The 16,022-nt window shown below is 69.7% G+C and carries 22 protein-coding genes and 2 tRNA genes; 6 read left to right on the forward strand and 18 right to left on the reverse strand.

What is annotated here, in order from left to right; translation table 11 throughout:
• The 5 genes from C4U03_RS39275 to C4U03_RS39295 form a co-directional block, all read right to left on the reverse strand.
• Positions 1-1,163: IS30 family transposase (locus C4U03_RS39275; RefSeq protein WP_407701470.1), on the reverse strand; the 1,163-nt coding region annotated here is incomplete at its 3' end.
• Between the two features lie 74 nt (positions 1,164-1,237).
• Positions 1,238-1,999, reverse strand: coding sequence for a DUF6907 domain-containing protein (locus C4U03_RS39280; RefSeq protein ID WP_103944925.1), 762 nt, complete (start codon positions 1,997-1,999; stop codon positions 1,238-1,240).
• A gap of 280 nt (positions 2,000-2,279) precedes the next feature.
• Positions 2,280-2,368, reverse strand: a tRNA-Ser gene (locus C4U03_RS39285).
• Between the two features lie 152 nt (positions 2,369-2,520).
• Positions 2,521-2,925, reverse strand: coding sequence for a hypothetical protein (locus C4U03_RS39290; RefSeq protein WP_103944927.1), 405 nt, complete (start codon positions 2,923-2,925; stop codon positions 2,521-2,523).
• Between the two features lie 116 nt (positions 2,926-3,041).
• Positions 3,042-4,151 carry a glycerophosphodiester phosphodiesterase gene (locus C4U03_RS39295; RefSeq protein WP_103944929.1) on the reverse strand — a complete coding sequence of 370 codons (1,110 nt, stop codon included), beginning with the start codon at positions 4,149-4,151 and terminating at the stop codon, positions 3,042-3,044.
• A 189-nt stretch (positions 4,152-4,340) separates the two neighbouring features.
• Between C4U03_RS39295 and C4U03_RS39300 the strand changes: the two genes are divergently transcribed.
• Positions 4,341-4,416: transfer RNA gene (locus C4U03_RS39300), tRNA-Arg, on the forward strand.
• A 71-nt stretch (positions 4,417-4,487) separates the two neighbouring features.
• Here the strand turns inward: C4U03_RS39300 and C4U03_RS39305 are convergent.
• The 10 genes from C4U03_RS39305 to C4U03_RS39340 all read right to left on the reverse strand — a co-directional run bounded on the left by C4U03_RS39305 (position 4,488) and on the right by C4U03_RS39340 (position 11,082).
• Complete coding sequence (locus tag C4U03_RS39305) at positions 4,488-5,717, reverse strand: tyrosine-type recombinase/integrase (RefSeq protein WP_235018407.1); 1,230 nt, start codon at positions 5,715-5,717, stop codon at positions 4,488-4,490.
• Positions 5,717-5,902 carry a helix-turn-helix domain-containing protein gene (locus C4U03_RS39310; protein WP_103944931.1) on the reverse strand — a complete coding sequence of 62 codons (186 nt, stop codon included), beginning with the start codon at positions 5,900-5,902 and terminating at the stop codon, positions 5,717-5,719. Before C4U03_RS39310 ends, C4U03_RS39305 begins: the two co-directional genes overlap by 1 nt.
• Positions 5,899-7,260 carry a replication initiator gene (locus tag C4U03_RS39315; RefSeq protein WP_103944958.1) on the reverse strand — a complete coding sequence of 454 codons (1,362 nt, stop codon included), beginning with the start codon at positions 7,258-7,260 and terminating at the stop codon, positions 5,899-5,901. Before C4U03_RS39315 ends, C4U03_RS39310 begins: the two co-directional genes overlap by 4 nt.
• 139 nt (positions 7,261-7,399) lie before the next feature.
• Complete coding sequence (locus C4U03_RS41575) at positions 7,400-7,555, reverse strand: hypothetical protein (RefSeq protein WP_200827793.1); 156 nt, start codon at positions 7,553-7,555, stop codon at positions 7,400-7,402.
• Between the two features lie 36 nt (positions 7,556-7,591).
• Positions 7,592-7,765, reverse strand: coding sequence for a hypothetical protein (locus C4U03_RS40920; RefSeq protein ID WP_160147263.1), 174 nt, complete (start codon positions 7,763-7,765; stop codon positions 7,592-7,594).
• Positions 7,765-8,145 (reverse strand): hypothetical protein, encoded by a 381-nt coding sequence (locus C4U03_RS39320; protein ID WP_103944933.1) that lies wholly within the window; start codon positions 8,143-8,145, stop codon positions 7,765-7,767. Before C4U03_RS39320 ends, C4U03_RS40920 begins: the two co-directional genes overlap by 1 nt.
• Before the next feature lie 22 nt (positions 8,146-8,167).
• Positions 8,168-8,950 (reverse strand): DUF2637 domain-containing protein, encoded by a 783-nt coding sequence (locus C4U03_RS39325; protein ID WP_103944934.1) that lies wholly within the window; start codon positions 8,948-8,950, stop codon positions 8,168-8,170.
• Positions 8,947-9,261, reverse strand: coding sequence for a hypothetical protein (locus tag C4U03_RS39330; protein WP_103944936.1), 315 nt, complete (start codon positions 9,259-9,261; stop codon positions 8,947-8,949). Before C4U03_RS39330 ends, C4U03_RS39325 begins: the two co-directional genes overlap by 4 nt.
• Before the next feature lie 100 nt (positions 9,262-9,361).
• Positions 9,362-10,705: an FtsK/SpoIIIE domain-containing protein gene (locus tag C4U03_RS39335; RefSeq protein WP_103944938.1), complete on the reverse strand. Its 1,344-nt coding sequence runs from the start codon at positions 10,703-10,705 to the stop codon at positions 9,362-9,364.
• A gap of 14 nt (positions 10,706-10,719) precedes the next feature.
• Positions 10,720-11,082: an SCO3933 family regulatory protein gene (locus C4U03_RS39340; protein WP_103944940.1), complete on the reverse strand. Its 363-nt coding sequence runs from the start codon at positions 11,080-11,082 to the stop codon at positions 10,720-10,722.
• A gap of 127 nt (positions 11,083-11,209) precedes the next feature.
• Between C4U03_RS39340 and C4U03_RS39345 the strand changes: the two genes are divergently transcribed.
• Entirely contained in the window at positions 11,210-11,590 is a 381-nt protein-coding gene (locus C4U03_RS39345) for a GntR family transcriptional regulator (RefSeq protein ID WP_103944942.1), read from the forward strand.
• 189 nt (positions 11,591-11,779) lie between these two features.
• Here C4U03_RS39345 and C4U03_RS39350 read toward each other — a convergent pair whose 3' ends face one another.
• The 3 genes from C4U03_RS39350 to C4U03_RS39360 form a co-directional block, all read right to left on the reverse strand.
• Complete coding sequence (locus C4U03_RS39350; protein WP_103944944.1) at positions 11,780-12,088, reverse strand: hypothetical protein; 309 nt, start codon at positions 12,086-12,088, stop codon at positions 11,780-11,782.
• Between the two features lie 10 nt (positions 12,089-12,098).
• Positions 12,099-12,287 carry a hypothetical protein gene (locus C4U03_RS40245; protein ID WP_146087707.1) on the reverse strand — a complete coding sequence of 63 codons (189 nt, stop codon included), beginning with the start codon at positions 12,285-12,287 and terminating at the stop codon, positions 12,099-12,101.
• A gap of 197 nt (positions 12,288-12,484) precedes the next feature.
• Entirely contained in the window at positions 12,485-12,754 is a 270-nt protein-coding gene (locus C4U03_RS39360; protein ID WP_146087708.1) for a hypothetical protein, read from the reverse strand.
• A 221-nt stretch (positions 12,755-12,975) separates the two neighbouring features.
• On the opposite strand from C4U03_RS39360, the gene C4U03_RS39365 reads away from it, so the two are divergent.
• From C4U03_RS39365 to C4U03_RS39380, 4 genes are read left to right on the forward strand one after another with little or no spacing between them, the layout of a single operon-like run.
• Positions 12,976-13,908, forward strand: coding sequence for a hypothetical protein (locus C4U03_RS39365; RefSeq protein ID WP_146087709.1), 933 nt, complete (start codon positions 12,976-12,978; stop codon positions 13,906-13,908).
• The gene (locus C4U03_RS39370; RefSeq protein ID WP_146087710.1) at positions 13,895-15,073 is read left to right on the forward strand and encodes a hypothetical protein; all 1,179 of its coding nucleotides are present in this window, start codon (positions 13,895-13,897) and stop codon (positions 15,071-15,073) included. The genes C4U03_RS39365 and C4U03_RS39370 overlap by 14 nt, the downstream gene beginning before the upstream one ends.
• Complete coding sequence (locus tag C4U03_RS39375) at positions 14,958-15,449, forward strand: gamma-glutamylcyclotransferase family protein (protein ID WP_103944952.1); 492 nt, start codon at positions 14,958-14,960, stop codon at positions 15,447-15,449. The genes C4U03_RS39370 and C4U03_RS39375 overlap by 116 nt, the downstream gene beginning before the upstream one ends.
• A 21-nt stretch (positions 15,450-15,470) precedes the next feature.
• On the forward strand, positions 15,471-15,806 hold the full coding sequence (locus tag C4U03_RS39380) for a hypothetical protein (RefSeq protein ID WP_146087711.1): 336 nt from the start codon (positions 15,471-15,473) through the stop codon (positions 15,804-15,806).
• Positions 15,807-16,022 lie beyond the last annotated feature (216 nt).

A 16,022-nucleotide genomic window follows, 5' to 3' on the forward strand; every position in this document is an offset into this window, starting at 1 on the left:
TTCCGGCACGTGTTCTCCGAGTCACCCAGCGGCCCATCGCGGAGCCTCTCCCGTCGAAGCAGCCCCGCACGACCCACCTTGCACCAATAGGTGTTCTCGTTGGAGCCGCGCTGCCAGGGGCTGCCGGGGTCGCAGAAGTAGACCGGCATGTCGGTGGCGGTGCTGAACTGCTGGTGCAGGCACATCTCGGAGCCCTGGTCCCAGGTGAGCGATCGTCGGAGTTGGGCGGGCAGGGTGGAGATGGTCTGGATGAGCGCGTCGCGCATCTGGGCGGGCTGGCGGCCGTCGGGCAGGTGGACCAGCATCACGTAGCGGGTGGCGCGTTCGACGAGCGTGCCGATCGCGGACTTGTGCGCCTTGCCGATGATGAGGTCGCCTTCCCAGTGGCCGGGCACGGCCCGGTCGGCGGCCTCGGCGGGGCGTTCGCTGACCATGACCATGTTCGGGGACATGCGCGGCTGACGCCTGGTGGACTGGCGGTGCGGCCGGCGCATGGCCCGGCCGGTGCGCAGTGCCCGGGCCAGCTCACGGCGCAGCTCTCCGCGGCCCTGGACATAAAGGGCCTGATAGATCGTCTCGTGGACCACGTGCATCTCCGGCCGGTCGGGAAAGCGGGCCCGGAGGGCCTGGCAGATCTGCTCCGGGCTCCACCGTAGTCCGAGGTGGCGCTGGATGAAGTCGCGCAGCTGGGGGTTCTGCCCGATCTTGCCGGGCTTGGGGCGCGGCCGGCGGGCATCGGCTCGGGCCTGCGCGGCGTGCGGCCGGTAGGCCCACTTGGAGTGGTCGCCGCGCAGCGGCATGCCGTTGCGGCGGATCTCCCGGCTGATGGTCGAGGGGCTGCGGCCCAGCTCGCGCGCGATCTGCCGGATGGACGCCTTCTCCCGCAGCCGGTCGGCGATGTGGACCCGGTCCGCCTCCCGCAGGTAGCGGCAGGGGCGGTCCGGCGGTGCCTCCCTATGGATGGGAGGCACCGCCTTCCTGCCCCTGCCTGGCGAGTGCCAGCCGTTACGCCACCGCTTGCCCGTCCGCCGGTTGACACCAACGATCCGACAGGCTTCCGCGTTGCCATACCCCTGCTGCATGAGCTGGAAGTATGCAGCCCGCTCAGCGGTCAGCTTCTTCCGCCCCTGCGGCCTACGATCCACCCGGATCCCGAAGTCCATCGCACCCCTTGCGCTGGGGTGTTGCGACGACCACTAGAACCCAAGAGTGGACGCCCTGGGGCTTCTTGCTGCCGCTACAGGCAGTCGGTCGTGACGCGAGCGGTGGCCACGAGCTTCAGCAGTTCGTGAGCCAGAGCCTCGACCTCGTCCAGCGTCAGAGGTCGGTCGTTGTTGGCGCAGCGGCCATCGGCGAGCAGGCTCACCACCACCTGCCCGTTCTCGTGGGTCAACCCCGCAAGCATCGGCCCTGCCTCACGGTCGGCCGACCAGTGCCCGTGCACGCCGCAATTCTCACCCGCACACCAGATGGGGTGTCCGGACAGCCGGGGCTGGGCGTCCTCGGCGGTGGCCAGCAGGGTGGCCAGATGCCCCATCAGATCGGCCGTCTCAGCGAGGGACAGATGCGTGCCCTGGTTGGACTGGTCGCGTCCGATCCACACGCGGGGCTCAGTCTCCCGGTAGTGCTGGATGAGGTGCAGGTTCAACTCGCCGCCGGCCTGAGCGTCGATCGTCAGCGGCTCATCGGCCATGAGCGGCATGGTGATCCCACCACCGCTATGACTGCGGTCCTCGTAGGCATCGCTGTCCTGGTGCATGCTGGACCAGGTGCACCAGCGCGGACAGCCGCTCTCTGGCAGCCAGGCCGCTTGGGCCGGCTTCTGCGAGTTGCTTATCGGGGTGCCTTCGTTCTGGACGTCGCTGTCTTGGCCGGCACCGCTACTCTCGATGCCGCAGCGAGGCGCATGCCCTTGCTTGTGGGTGGGGCAGACAACCGAGGTGGTGTGGTCGCAGGAGTAGGTCATTCCGGGCTTCGGCGCTTGCTCGGTACGGGTCATGGGGGTCTCCTGGTCTGATGCCGTACAGGTCCCATAAGGCGACCGTTTCACCGCATGCCGTCGTCGCGGCGCCGTCCTTGATCACTGTGATGTCGCCCGCGGGGTTGATTACGGAGAGTAGTCAATCTGGGCGGTGTTCGGGGCCTGCCCTGAACACTCGGTGGCGGTAAGTGGATGCCGACTGGGCGGCCCTGGGACCTCGTGGCCACACCATGGCCACACCACAAGATCAAAAACGCCTCCGCCGGGGCCGAGACCCCAGCGGAGGCGCTGGTAGGAGCGGAGGATCGGGGATTTGAACCCCGGATGGGTTTGCACCCAAACCGCATTAGCAGTGCGGCGCCATAGACCTGACTAGGCGAATCCTCCTGGAGACCCGTAGGTCGAACACAGGCTACCGGGCGGGGGACGCGGCGGCAAAGCGCGGCCCGGTGAGTCGGTCCGGCCAGGAGTGGACAAGGCCGCCGGTCACGTCTCGTTCCGGTGGAACGGAGCGGGACGTGACCGGCGGGAGCGGCGGGTCAGGAGGCGCAGGCCTGCTGGAGCCGGGCGCCGCTGGTGGTCAGCTTGCTGGTGTCGGGGACCCGGATGTTGCCGCTGTCGAGGTCGCGCAGCAGCTGGGCCAGCTCCTCCAGGTCGTCGGCCACCTGGCCGGCCGCCTCCTGGACGTCGCCGCCGGCCTTCTGGCCCTCGGCGCGGACCTTGGTGGCGGCGTCGGAGTAGATCTGGGCCATCGCCGTGGGGTTGGACAGGTTCTGCGTCGCCCGGGTCGACACAGAGCTGATCTCCTGCGTCATGGCGTTGCAGGCCGCGGTCTTCTCGCCGCCGCCGGTCACGCCGTCCAGCCCTGGAAGGCAGGCGGTCGACGACAGCATCACACCGCCGATGGCGAGAACGCCGAGGAGCCTGGTCGTTCGCACACGCATGGGAGGACTCGCTTTCTGTGGGGGGATCGGCGGAGACGGGAGCGTGAAGCCCGGGAGCACCCGTCTCGAATACCTCCTTTGTCGCTACGGCGGCCCCATTGGTTCATGCCGATCGTTCAGGAGCCGAAGACCTCGGTGCGCGCGCCGACCCCGGCCGACGGATCGTCGCAGAAGACCCCGTCCACCCCCAGCTTGTAGAGCTTGGACAGCCAGCCGCCCACATCACCGGTGGCCGACCGGTAGCCGGGGGCGGCGGCGTTCCCCTGGCGGAAGTCGGCGGGCAGGAACTCGTTCTCGTTCCGCACCGTCCAGGTGTGCACGGTCAGGCCGCGCCGGTGCGCGTCCCGCACCAGGGTGGTGGGCGTGCCGAGCCGCCCGTCGGCGGTCACCGGGACGATCCGGTTCGTCGCCGGGCCGACCCCCTGGGCATAGGAGGCGATCCACTTCAGGCCCTCGGGCTTGACCAGGTCGGCATAGGTACGCCGGTCACCACTCTTGACCAGGTCGTACGGCGCACCCGAGCCGTCGATCAGCTGAACGAGGCGCACCTTGGTGAGGTGGCGCAGATCCCGCAGGTTGGCGGTCTCGAACGACTGGATGAAGACCTTGTCCCCGCGGCTGTCGAACCCGTACCGGTGCAGGGTCGCGACCAGCGGCTCCTCCATGGACAGCCCGAGGCCGTCGAAGTAGGTCGGATGCTTGGTCTCCGGGTACACGCCCACGTCGTGCTTACGGGCCAGCTCCAGCACCTCCTCCAGCGTCGGAATCGGCTCCAGCCCGTCGAAGACCGTGTTGTCGGGCCGCACCGCCGGGATCCGCTCCTCGGTGCGCAGCGTCCGCAACTCGGCGAGCGTGAAGTCCTCGGTGAACCAGTCGGTACGAGTGGTCCCGTCGACGGTCTTGGTCTTCCTGCGGTCGGCGAACTCCGACCGGTTCTCCACGTCGGTGGAGTCGGCCAGCCAGTTGTCGTGGCGGGCCACCAGCCTGCGATCCTTGGTCGCCACGATGTCCGGCTCGATGTAGTCGGCACCCTGCGAGATGGCCATCCGATAGGAGGCCAGAGTGTGCTCCGGCCGCAGCCCGCTGGCCCCCCGATGCCCGATGACGACCGGCCGCCCGGCCCGATCGGCCGCGGCCGGCGCGACCCCACCCGCCACCGTCGTGCAGAACCCCGCCACAGCCGCCACGGCCAGCCCTCCGGCCAGCACACGTGTGATTCGAGACATGAACTACCTCCGTTCCGGCGCACCGGAACCTACGGCCGGGACCTTGCCGCCATCGAACACCGAGACGACCACGGGCGGAACACCGCCTGACCGCCCCCGCCCCGACCACCCCGACCACCCCCTCCGGACCACCGGATACGGAACCGATTCGTCCTCACGCCCGACAGCCGGTATGCTCTTCTCTGGCCGGCAGCCGTAGCTCAACGGATAGAGCATCTGACTACGGATCAGAAGGTTAGGGGTTCGAATCCCTTCGGCTGCGCCACAGGTGAAGGGCCCCTTGCGATCTTGCGCAAGGGGCCCTTTGCTAACGGGTCTGCTAACAGCGGGGTCGTCTCAGGCCGCGCCCTCCCCGATCGTCTTGGCGAAGACCTCGGCCGCTTCCGCGAGTTGCTCGTTGATCACGTGGGCGTAGACCCTGAGGGTGATCGACGGGTCGGCATGGCCCAGCCGGGCGGCCACCACGTGGACGGGAACGCCCGCCAGGAGCAGCGTGGTCGCGTGGATGTGGCGGAGGTCGTGCAGCCGGGCATGCGGCAGTGGCGCGGCGGGTCGTGGGCCATCCTTCGGAGCGTTGTGCACCTTGATCAGGTCGGACATGAGCGATGAGACCGTGTCGGGGTGGATCGGGTCGCCCCAGGCGGTACGGAACACGTGGTCATCGGTGGCCTTCCAGGACTCCCCGGCTTCGAGCTGTTCGGCGGCCTGCCGCTTGCGGTGAGCCCGCAGGACCTTGACCGTTCCGGCGTCGATGCTGACGATGCGGGACCGGCCGCTCTTGGTCGTCCCCTCGATGCGCTGGCCGGCCACGAACGCCGCCGAGCCCTTGATGTGGATCGTTGCGCCGTCGAGGTCGACGTCCCGCCACCGCAGGTTCAGCAGTTCACCACGCCGGGCGCCGGTGTAGGCGGCCAGGTGGAAGAAGGCAGACAGTCGGTGGCTCTCGGCCACCTTGAGGAACGCCCGGAGCTGGGCGGCAGTCCAGATCTTCCCCGGCTCCGGCCGCTGCGTACGGGGCCGCTTGGCCCGCTCGACGGGGTTGGACGGTAGGAGTTGGTCAACGAGCACGGCGTCACCGAACGCCTTGCGCAGCACCGCGTGAACGTAGGCGACCGTGCGAGGTGACAGCCCCGCGCCGTTCCGGCCGCCGCTCGTCACGAGGTCGCGGTAAAGCTTGGTGATCCTGGCTGGGCGGACGGCCTGGAGGCGCAGGCCGCCGATGTGCGGTTTGACGTGCCGCTCGATCAGATGCCGGTAGTCCTGGAGGGTCTTGGGCTTGATCTCCACCGCGTGCGCCTCGATCCACTCATCGAGGTATTCGGCGACGGTGATGGCGTTGCGGTCGATGTACTCCCCGCGCCGGGCCTTGACGCGGGCTTCGTCGCGGGCGGCTTTGGCTTCGTCCTCGGTGGGGAACCCGCCGACCCATTTGGGTTTGGAGATGCCGGTTTCGGGGTCCTTGACGCGGATGACGTAGGACCAGGTGGTTCCGCGTTTCATGACGCCGTCGCGGAGCTTAGGCCGGGCCTTACGGGGAGTGTTGGGCTTGTTGGGGGTGTCGGGCATCAGGCGGCTTCTTCCAGGCTGAGCAGGTGGTCGATGTAGTCGTCGAGGGCTTTGCGGGGAATGCGGCGGGAGCCTTCGATGCGCACCGACCGCAGCGCGCCGGATTTGATCAGCTCATAGAGCTTGCTGCGGGAGATCGCCAGCGCGCGGGCCGCTTCGGGGACGGTGAGCATGAGTGGCGTCATAGATCGGTCCTCTCGTCGGCGGACGGGTGCAGGGGCGGCAGGGGTGTGCCGGTCAGGGCAGCGGTGAGCAGCACCTCGCCGGGGGTGAGGCCCTGGCCGACGTAGCGCCAGTGGGCGATGACGAGGACCTGGTCCTCGTCGGTGAAGGGCAGGCGTCCGGTGGTGATCTCGCGAGCGCGCTGGTTGTGGTGGATGCGGTCGGTGCGGAGTTGTCCGAGGGTGGTGGAGTAGTGGCGGGATTTGGTGGAGAAGTGGCCGCGGAAGCCGAGCATGTGGGCCCACTCGGCAAGGCGCAGTTCGGCCATCTCTTCCAGGGTGCCCAGGCGGAGGCATTCGCCGATCAGCCGCCGGGCGTGGTTGCTGACGGGTAGGTCGTTCGGGTCGTCGGTGGCGCGTATGCGCCGGTCGAGGGTGCCGACGCATTCGGCGGCTTTGGTGGCGTATTTGGCGATGTAGCCGGCCACCGCCTTGTCTGTCAGTTCCCCCGTGGTGGTGATGGGGCGGATGTCGAGTTGAGTCCCCCAGGCCAGCGACCGGGCCGGGACGCCGGGGGCTTCGGGGGTGGTGACGGTGACCGCGCGGGCCGCCTGCCGGACCGCTTCGGCGAGCAGGTCATGGGTGGCCCAGGCGGGCGGTTCGGCGGCCGGTCCGCCGGGTCCGTCGAGGCGGATCACGGCATGGAAGTGCACGACGCCGCGCCGTTGGTATTCGGCGACCTTGGCGAACGACACGGTCAGCGCGTCGCCCAGCGCTGTGACGGTCAGGCCCGCCGCTTTGGCCAGGCGCCGTCGCAGGGCCAGGGTGAACCGGCGCCACAACTCCGGGGCCAGGGCGTTGAAGAGCACGGAGCCGGTGTGGTCGTAGCAGTCCGGGCACAGCGGCTCCCCCAGCCGCGGATCCTCGGCGCCGTGCCGGAGGGTGCACGACAGCCGCCGACCATGTGGGCACCTCTCGGCGTCACGGCGGGGGTGGCAGGGCTGGACGCCGCCGGGCTTTTCGCGCCGGGTGTGCACCGGCCCGAAGGAGGGTGCGGTGAGGGTGACGAACGCGGCCGGATGGGCGGTGACCGAGTCCGGGACGCCTTTGCCGCCGACCAGGCCCGCCCGGACCAGGTGGTAGGTGTCGGCGCGGTAGGTCTCGGCGCAGGCCGGGCAGCGGGAGGCGCGGCGGGTCTTGCAGGCCACCCGCAGCGTCCCGCCCGGTTCCCGGCTGGTGGTGTAGCGGTGCAGCACCTCACCGGTCAGCGGGTCGAGGTGTTCGACTCGGCCGCGCAGGTGCACCGGCTGGGCGCAGCCGCCCAGGGCGCGGGTGCGGGCGGCCCAGTGGCGGAAGTCGTGACGGGCGAGTTTGGTGGCCATGTCGCGGACGGCCACCGGCGTGAGGGCGGCGTGGGGCACGATGGGCGGGTCTCCCTGGTCCGTTGAGGCGGTTGGGGGATGGCCCCCGACGTGGCGGCGTGTGCTTGGCGGCTGTGCGGCCACGCCGGGGGCGGCTGAGCTAAAGAGCGGAGGCGAACGCGGCCAGCGCGTCGGCGAGCGCGGCCAGCCCGGAGCCGATGGCGGCCACGGTCTGAGCGGCCCCGAGGGGGTGGCGCAGGACGTAGAGGGTCAGGACGAGCCAGAAGGCGATGAAGCCGCAGCGGCGAACGAACACGGGTCTTCTCCGATCGAGGGGTCGAGGGGGCCGGGGTTAGTCGTGGCCGTGGCCGTGGCAGTGCGGGCAGGTGTCGCCGTCTCCGGTGAGGCCGGTGCCGCCGCAGTGGCAGCACACCCACCGCCGCACCACCGGGACCGGTGAGACCGGCGGCCGGTCGGCCGAAGGGGCGCTGGCGGCGGGAGGCTCGGCCGGGTTGGGGGTGGGCATCAGGCGACCTGTCCGGCGGCGGGGTCGTGGTCGGCGGGGTCGGGGGTGATGTTGTTCCAGTAGCTGTTGCGGGCGTCGTTCTCGGCCCGGGTGCGGGCGGGGATGTGCACGATGCGGTAGGTGATGCGTCCGAAGGTGCGGGAGGCCAGGTAGCGGGTGCCGCTTTCGGTGGCGGGGACGCCGAGCAGGGCGGCGATCCGGTCGACCTCGGTCCGCTGACCGGTGTCGCAGTGGCCGCGGGTGTAGACGCTGTAGTCCTCGCCGTACTCGTCCACGGGGACGGCGGGGTTGGCCTCCAGGAAGTCGGCCAGGGCGCGCAGGCCGGCGATGGTCTGATGCCGGGCGAACAGGTCACCGGGAACGATCGGGTTGGCGGTCATGCGGGTTCCTCCCAAGTAGGGGTCAGGTGGCGGACTGGTCGCGGATCTGGCGGAGCAGTTCGGAGGCGAGCTGGTTGGAGACCCCCAGGCGTGCGCGCAGGGTGTCGCGGGTGATGGGGCGGCCGTGTTTGGTGTGGTGGTCGTCGGCCACCCGCCGGGCGAACTCCACCAACGGCCCCGCCAGACCCGCCGGACCGGCTGAGCCAGCCGGGCGAGCCGGGTCGGTGGCGGGTAGCGGGATCTCGGTCTGTCCGTCCTCGGCCGGGGCCGGGGTGGAGCCGGAGGCGGCCAGTTCGGGACGGGCACCGTCCTGGACCGCCGGGACCGGCGACGGCGCCGAGGACGGCGGGGACGAGGCGGGGCGGCCGAAGGACGGCGGGACGGACAGCCCCGCCGAGGACGAGCCGTCAGAACGAGCGGTATGAACAGCCGCGCGGCGTTCGAGCATGGAGACGGCGACCAGGAAGGCGGCGGCCGGGGTGCCGGCGGTGACCCACCCCCACACGGTCGGCTTGGCTTGGGCCAGGTTGGCGGCCAGGGACAGCAGGATGCCGCCGACCAGCACGCACGTCGGCCACGACAGCCGGGCGGTGTCCCGCCGGGTGCGTTTGTCGCGCTGCCGTTCCCGGGCGGCCATCACGCAGGTCAGGTCGATGCAGACCGCGATGGCCCAGGCCATCCAGCCGTGCTGGCCGTGTTCGCGGGCGGTGTCGCGGATGTGGGTGAACGACCCGGCCGCCGCGATACCGGCGAGGATGACCACCGGCCCGGAGTCGGCCAGCACGGGCAAGGCGCGGCGGGTCACGCTGCCGTCCCGCCGCAGATGTCGGCCAGCAGCGCGGCCAGTTCCGGGTCACACTCGTGCGTCTCGGCCCACCCGTAGGCGTATTCGGCGGACCGGGCGGTCATGGTGTCGGCGCACCGGCCGCAGGTGGCGGTGTGCAGGCCGCGGACGCCGTCCCACTCCACCACCGGCCCCACCAGGACGGACGAGCGGACCCGCCGGGACGGGAACGGACGGCCGGGGACGGGGCGGGGACGCGCCGGGACGGGACGAGGACGGACCGGCGGACGGGTGAGGCGACGAGGCCGCAGGACGATCACGCGGGCGGTCACGGGCAACTCCATCGGATCGGGTTTTCGGGCATGGGTCGGGTAGGGACGCGGCGTGATCAGGGCTCACGCCAGCCGCAAGAGAGAAGAGAGGGCAGCGCCGCTAGGCGGCGGCCGGGCGGACCGTCGGGGGTCCGCCGATCAGGTCGGCCCAGGCCGGGGCCAGGTGCGCGAAGGTGCGGGCGGCCTGTTCGGCCTGGTGTTCGGGGACGTAGACGGAGCGGGCGCGGTGCCAGGTGCCGTCCTGGCCGGCCACCACGCACACCCCCGGCGTCTCGGCCGGAATCGCCCGCGCAGCGTCCAGGGCGGCCGGGTCGAGGTCGCCCAGGGTCATGGTCGCGGTCTCGGGATCGTTGACCCGATGGCACACCCGCCCCGACAACTGCGAGCGCAGCGCCGTCACACCGGGTCCTAGATCGGAGCCGATGCGCTGCCCGCACACGATCAGGTGGACGGCGAACGCCCGGCCGAGCTGGGCCACCCGCAGCAGCGCGGTACCAGTCTTGGCCACCTCCTCCTTCTCGGATTTGTCGGCCATGAGGAACAGTTCGGCCACCTCATCCACCAAGACCACGATCGGCACCGGCCGCAGGTCCTCAGGCAGGGTCCACACGTTCCGCGCCCCCTGCGCCCGGCAGGTGGCCATGCGCGCCTCCACCTCGCCGACCAGATCGGCCAGCAGGCCCACGCACTCGGCCCGGGTCGTAGCCAGCGCCGACAGCCGCGGCGCATACGGGGTGAACTCCACCCCGCCCTTGAGATCGAAGCCCACCAGCGCCACCGGCTGAGGAGCCAGCCCCTTGAGGATCGCGTTCGCCAGGTTGGACTTCCCCGACTGCGTGGCCCCGGCGTTCAGCCAGTGCGGCACGGTGCGGAAGTCGATCACCCAGTCCGCGCCGTTCTCCAGCTTCCCGGGCCGCACGGTCAGCAACTCCCCCGTTTCGCAGACCACGGAGACCTCGGTGAGCGGGTCGCGCATGGTCGCCCACAAGGTGACCTTGCCGGGCCGGACGTCGACCACCCGCACGGAGTGGACCCGCCAGGCGTGCGCGATGCCCTCCGCCGCCTTCTCGTAGTCCGCCGGGACCTGCCCGTCGTGCAGCCGCACGCGGACCCGCCAGCCGAGCCGGGTCGGCCGCAGCCAGCCCAGGCGGGGCGCCCGCTCGATGTCCACCCGCCGCATCCGCCGCTTGTACTGAGCGACGGTGACCGAGCGGGCCGCCGGCCCTGCCACCGGAACGGCGTCCAGGGTCAGGCGCCAGCGGCGCCGCTTGCGCGACAGGCCGCAGCCGGAGGCCACGTGCGCCCAGGTCAGATACACCAGCAGCATCCGGGACGGGTAGCCGACGCCGTACCAGAACGAGGCCGGGTGATACCGGCGCCAGGCCCACAGCCCGGCCACCACGACAGCGGCCGAGACTGCGAGCACCAGAAGCAGATCGTTCATCGCCGGACCGCCGCTCAGGCCGCCGGGGTCGAGGCCGACGAGTCGACCGGCATGACCGGAGCAGCGGGAACGATCTGCTCGGCGCGGTAGGCGATGCCCCACCGCATCCGGCCGTTGATGTGCTGTTCCCACGGGAACCCCACCAGCCCGACCGGGGTGACCACCTGGCCGATCGCCACTCCCGGGTCACCGGAGACCGCCACGTTCACCAGTTCCACGCGGCCGGACTCGTCAGCCGCCGACAGGCCCACGGTGTAGACCGTCTGGCCGTTGCGGTCCACCTTGACCTCACCGGTGTCCTGGTTGATCAGCTTGGGACGTGGCGGCGACACGCACACGAACGTGAGCGCCGAGACGTCAACCGGGATGTTTCGCATGAGCCCTCCAGCCCCTTGCCTGACTTCAACACCTACCAACATACCTAGGGAAGTAGTAAAGTCAACGCTCTGGCCGGAAATTTCCTTAGGTACCTAGACACCTAGGCCCAGGCGTAGACTGCCTGACATGGCAAAAGGCCCTGTAGACCGCCGCAAGCCGTATGTGCGCATCGCCGACGACCTACGCCGGGACATCGCGTCCGGCCGGTATCAGGTGGGTGACCTCTTGCCGCCGGCGGGCGAGCTGGCGGAGCGGTACGGCGTCGCCGGGATGACCGTCAGCAACGCCATCGCGGTTCTCAAGGAGGAGGGTCTCGTCCAGACCCGCCAGGGCGCCCGAGGCGCACGAGTGATCGCCGCCCCGGACGAGCAAGACGCCGGAGAGCCCACCCCGGAGCGGAGCGAGGAGTTCCAACTCCTCTTCTCACAGCTCCAGGAGATGCGGGGGCAGCTCCGGCGCCTCAGTTCTAAGCTGGACGAGCTAGACGAGCGGACTCGGGACCGCTGACGCGGGCGGCGATCTCCGAGGCCCGGCTCTGCAACTCATCCAGTTCGGCCATGATCTCGGCCAGTTCGGCCAGCAGTAGCCGGCGTTCCTCTTCGGTCAGTCCAGTCGCCCTCTTCCTGGTGATCGCCCGTACGGGCGGAAGGTCGGTTCGTGTTCTTTGCTCGGCCCCGGCCGGTTGTGGCCCGATCATCAGCCGCCGTCCTCGGCGCTGAGGCTGTCCAGCCGCTCGGACGTGCCGTAGGGGTGATCGTGCTCGGAGAGCAGTCCGGCGAGGACAAGGACCAACTCGATCTCTGCGATGCGGTGTGGGCCGAGGTTTCGGATCATGGTGAGTTCCTCCCTCTGGTGGAGCTCGACCACATCGCCCACCGTGCGCGGCCCGTCGTACTTGTGAACCAGTGGGTTGAAGGCCCGGGCCGACAGCAGCGGCTTGAGACATTTGATCGGGCACGTGGCCGTGATCCTGTGAGCGCGCCGGGCAGTCCTCTCGTTGTCCATCGGCCGCGCCTCACCAACGCCCGGCCGGGATGACCGAACGCATCTCCATACGGTGTATCTGCTCGATGAGCAGTTCGGCCGTCGACTCGTCGATGATCATCGACTCCGGCATGAGGCACGCGAACGCGGTGAACTTGCGCCGCCACGGCGACCACATCACCAGCCACCCGGGACAGGACGCCTGGAGCCGGGAGGCCACCGCCCACTCAGCCGCATGAGCCGTCCGGGCCGAAGACCGCCGACCAGCCGAGAGCGACCGCATCGGCCGGGAGCCGGAAGGGGCCGGGATCCAACGGCCGGAGTCGTCCCGGACGGTCGACCGAACGGGGAGCGCCGCCTTGATGGCGCTCTTGGCACCGCCCAGCAGCGCCGCCGGCCCCAACCGCTGACCGCCCCTCACTGCTCAGCACCCCCCAACAGATGGAATCCCTCGATGTGCGTCTTGAGCCGCCGCGCCGTCCCGGGGATGTCGTTGACGGGGTGCTGGTGGTTGCCCCGGTTCCAGGAGAAGAACCGGCCCGAGAAGCTCACGAACACCCACAGGTAGACGCCCGGGGTGTCCGTCGACACGGCCAAGGCCGCCACGTCCTCATGGACTTCCGAACTGATCTCGTACTCGGTGAGCGCCCCGCGCAGTTCCGCGAGCAACTCCAGTTCAACCGACATGCTCGTTTCCATTGGTACGCCCCTCGTCGGAAGCGGACCGGTGAGAGTGACCCCCTCCAACGCCACCCTCACCGGACCCGCCGTCGATCACATTTCGAGGCTCGCGGGGAGACACGTCGCACTGCGATACCGTCCGTAGCGCATTCCGGACGTCTTGTGCTCACTTCGTCTCATCTATGTCCCATCCGTGTTAGCTTCGAGGCCGGACGGAGGGCGTGATCATGACCCACCCAGTGCGGTTGAAGGTCCTGCTACGCGAACGTCACTGGCAGACGCACCGGACCTTCCTCGCCGAGTACGACAAGGCCGCGCGCAAGGTCGACCCGTCGCTGGTCGGGAAGGGACCGAGCCGGGCGCAGCTTCACCGCTGGACGTCCGGCGAGGTCAAAGGGCTTCCGTACCCCGATCACTGCCGGGTGCTGGAGAAGATGTTCCCCGGCTGGACCGCCGAGCAGCTTTTCGAGCGAGTGGACGACGACCAGGCGCCGCCCATGCCCGAAGTCTCGCCGACGCCCACACCCACGGAGACCTCATCGCAGGCGGAGGCCGGCGACGTCCAGCCGGACCGGTGGGGCGCCGAGCTGAGCGGCAACATCATCGAACTGTCGATGCGCTGTGACATCGACATAGACCCCGATGGCTGGTCGAGGGTGACCTACCAACACGAGCTGCTCAACCTCAGCGACCGGCCATTGACTCGTCTGGCCCGGGAAGTGTGGTTCGAGAACACGCGCGAGCTGCTCAGCATCGACCCTGCTCCCGACTCGGAGCGCCGGGTCATGATCCAGCGCATTCACGACACGGCCAACCTGGCCAAATTCGCCTGTCAGATGTCGCCGCCGCTCCCGCCGGGGGAGTCGGCGATCATCGGCTACCGGGTCGAGGGCGGCCAGTTCCTTGCCGATCACTACTGGCGTCAGTCCATCCCTCGCCACGTGCGGCACCTCACGATCAGCGTTCGCCACCGAGGAGCCGGGAAGCTGCTGCGCTGCTGGGCGATCGAGGAGCACCCGGACGGGTCGGAGAACTCCGCGGACGCCGGTCTCGTGTGGGACTACGAAGGCGACGACGTCGTGATCACTTTGAACCGCGACCACCTCAGGCCGAACCAGGCCGTGACCGTGCGATGGGACGTCCCCCATGAGCCGGCGTGACGAGGTAGAGCACGTTCTGAGGGCATGGAACGCCCACGAGGTGGCCCGCGGCCTGTCCCCGATCATCGACTTTGACTGTGCTCCCACCGCGGCCGAGCCGGAGCCGGCCGACCGCCTGACGACCTACCGGCGGTTGGCCGAGATGCTGCCCCACCTCACCGGCCCCGTTGCCGTCCGGGTCCGCGCCGATCTGGCCTACCTCGGTGCACTACTGGGGGAGCATCCGCCGTTGGCCGACTACGTGCGTGCGACGCAGGGATGCGCCGCCGCCGGTTGGCCGGCCGAGTACGTCACCGAGCGCGCCGAGGCCGCCCGCACCGCCCTTGCCGATCTGGGCATCAAGTGGGGTCCGAATACCAACTCCGACCTACGCGAGCTTGAGGGATGGCTCGATGTCCGGGACGCCCCCGACGCCATCCGCCAGGCCGCCGAGGAACTGGAGCCCGCCGTCCGGGAGGCGACCGGCTCCACCGCCCCCTACACACTGACGATCGAAGCCGCCGAGGTCGATGCCTACTGGGGCTACTGGCTGGACGGCGCAGGCGAGCGGGTCCGCCTACGCCTCAACCTGACCAACGCCGAGTTCACCCAGGTCAGCGCCCGCCAGTTCGCCCTACACGAGGTTCTCGGCCACGGTCTGCAAAGCGCCAGCCTCGCAGCCCGAGCGCAGGCCGAAGACGTTCCGTGGGTCCGTCTGCTGTCGGTGCACGCCCCCCAACAGGTCATGCTCGAAGGACTGGCCCAAGCCTTCCCCCTGACCATCACCCCCGACGACAAGCCGCTCACCACCCGCGTACGCATCGAGCACTACACACAGTTGGTCCGCGCCGAAGCCCACCAGGCCCTCAACGCCGGAACCCCGGCCATCGACTGTGCTGACCACATCCGCGCCCGCGTCCCTTGGTGGAATGACGCCACCATCGCCGGCCTACTCGCCGACCGGGGCGCCGACCCCCAGCTACGCACCTATATGTGGGCCTACCCAGCCGGACTCGACTGGTTCGCCGCTCTCGCCGAAGCCGACGCTAGGGTGATCCGGGAGGTGCTCCATGCCGCATACCGGGACCCACTCACCCCAGCCGAACTCGCCGACCTCTGGCCGGCCGGACCGCCTATCGGTGGACCCGGAGGCCCTGTTCGTCTACGGAAGCCTCCAGTTTCCTGAAGTCCTCTTCACCCTCATCGACCGCGTCCCCGACCACGACCCCGCAGCCGCCCACGGATGGCGCGTGGCAGCCCTACCCGAACGCCCCTACCCCGGCTTGGTCCCCGGCACAGGCACCGCAACCGGCTACCTCCTGACCGGCCTCACCCCCGAAGAGTGGCGAGTCCTGGACGCGTTCGAAGACCCGGTATACGAACTCAAGCGCCTGGACCTGACCGACGGCCGCCACGGCTGGGCCTACGTCTGCAACCCCGGCGCCACCGTCGAACCCCACGACTGGTCAGCCGAAGACTTCCAGGCCCAGCACCTACCCGCCTACATCGACCGCTGCGCAGCATGGCGCCGCCGCCACGAGACAAACCAGCAAGCCAGCTAGATGGAGGCGGAAGGTGTTGCCGTGACAGTCATCGTTGCTCTAGGCGCATGTGTCGGATACCTCTACATCGGCTTCCGTTACCTGCCACCGATCTACATCAGACGTGCCGTCGAGTACTGGGGCGTGCCCGAAGCCCGAAGGAACGCAGCACAGCAGGCGGCCTGGATGGCGTTGGTCTGGCCCGGCTACTTCGTGTTCCTGGGGCTAGCCGCCTTGACCAGAAGACTCGGGGACCGTCTCGACAAGGCAGCGCCACTGTCTCCCGTCGAGCTGGCCGCACGGATCCAAGAGCGTGACCGCCGCATCGCTGAGCTTGAACGCCAACTAGGGCTCCAGCAAGACGACGACCACGGATGAGAACTTTCTCTACGTCTTCAAGGGCGCCGCTGCGCGTCGCCAGCGGCCGCCCGCCCCGGCGCGCCGGGCATGCGGCCTGTTCCGTCCGGTCCCGTCGCGCCGGTTCGTTCGTCCGCCGTTGCGGGCAAAGCGGTGACGTTGTCGTTTTGCTCTTTTGGGGTTAGCGACGGTTCTGTGCTTTGGTTCGGGCAAAGCGGTGACGTTGTCGTTTTGCTC

The sequence above is a fragment of the Thermomonospora echinospora genome (genome assembly GCF_900108175.1).
GTDB lineage: Bacteria > Actinomycetota > Actinomycetes > Streptosporangiales > Streptosporangiaceae > Thermomonospora > Thermomonospora echinospora.

Coding starts and splice junctions, on each gene's coding strand:
- C4U03_RS39280 (WP_103944925.1), bottom strand. CDS start 1,999: ATGACCCGTACCGAGCAAGCGCCGAAGCCCGGAATGACCTACTCCTGC.
- C4U03_RS39290 (WP_103944927.1), bottom strand. CDS start 2,925: ATGCGTGTGCGAACGACCAGGCTCCTCGGCGTTCTCGCCATCGGCGGT.
- C4U03_RS39295 (WP_103944929.1), bottom strand. CDS start 4,151: ATGTCTCGAATCACACGTGTGCTGGCCGGAGGGCTGGCCGTGGCGGCT.
- C4U03_RS39305 (WP_235018407.1), bottom strand. CDS start 5,717: ATGCCCGACACCCCCAACAAGCCCAACACTCCCCGTAAGGCCCGGCCT.
- C4U03_RS39310 (WP_103944931.1), bottom strand. CDS start 5,902: ATGACGCCACTCATGCTCACCGTCCCCGAAGCGGCCCGCGCGCTGGCG.
- C4U03_RS39315 (WP_103944958.1), bottom strand. CDS start 7,260: ATGGCCACCAAACTCGCCCGTCACGACTTCCGCCACTGGGCCGCCCGC.
- C4U03_RS40920 (WP_160147263.1), bottom strand. CDS start 7,765: ATGCCCACCCCCAACCCGGCCGAGCCTCCCGCCGCCAGCGCCCCTTCG.
- C4U03_RS39320 (WP_103944933.1), bottom strand. CDS start 8,145: ATGACCGCCAACCCGATCGTTCCCGGTGACCTGTTCGCCCGGCATCAG.
- C4U03_RS39335 (WP_103944938.1), bottom strand. CDS start 10,705: ATGAACGATCTGCTTCTGGTGCTCGCAGTCTCGGCCGCTGTCGTGGTG.
- C4U03_RS39340 (WP_103944940.1), bottom strand. CDS start 11,082: ATGCGAAACATCCCGGTTGACGTCTCGGCGCTCACGTTCGTGTGCGTG.
- C4U03_RS39345 (WP_103944942.1), top strand. CDS start 11,210: ATGGCAAAAGGCCCTGTAGACCGCCGCAAGCCGTATGTGCGCATCGCC.
- C4U03_RS39350 (WP_103944944.1), bottom strand. CDS start 12,088: ATGGACAACGAGAGGACTGCCCGGCGCGCTCACAGGATCACGGCCACG.
- C4U03_RS39360 (WP_146087708.1), bottom strand. CDS start 12,754: ATGTCGGTTGAACTGGAGTTGCTCGCGGAACTGCGCGGGGCGCTCACC.
- C4U03_RS39365 (WP_146087709.1), top strand. CDS start 12,976: ATGACCCACCCAGTGCGGTTGAAGGTCCTGCTACGCGAACGTCACTGG.
- C4U03_RS39370 (WP_146087710.1), top strand. CDS start 13,895: ATGAGCCGGCGTGACGAGGTAGAGCACGTTCTGAGGGCATGGAACGCC.
- C4U03_RS39375 (WP_103944952.1), top strand. CDS start 14,958: ATGCCGCATACCGGGACCCACTCACCCCAGCCGAACTCGCCGACCTCT.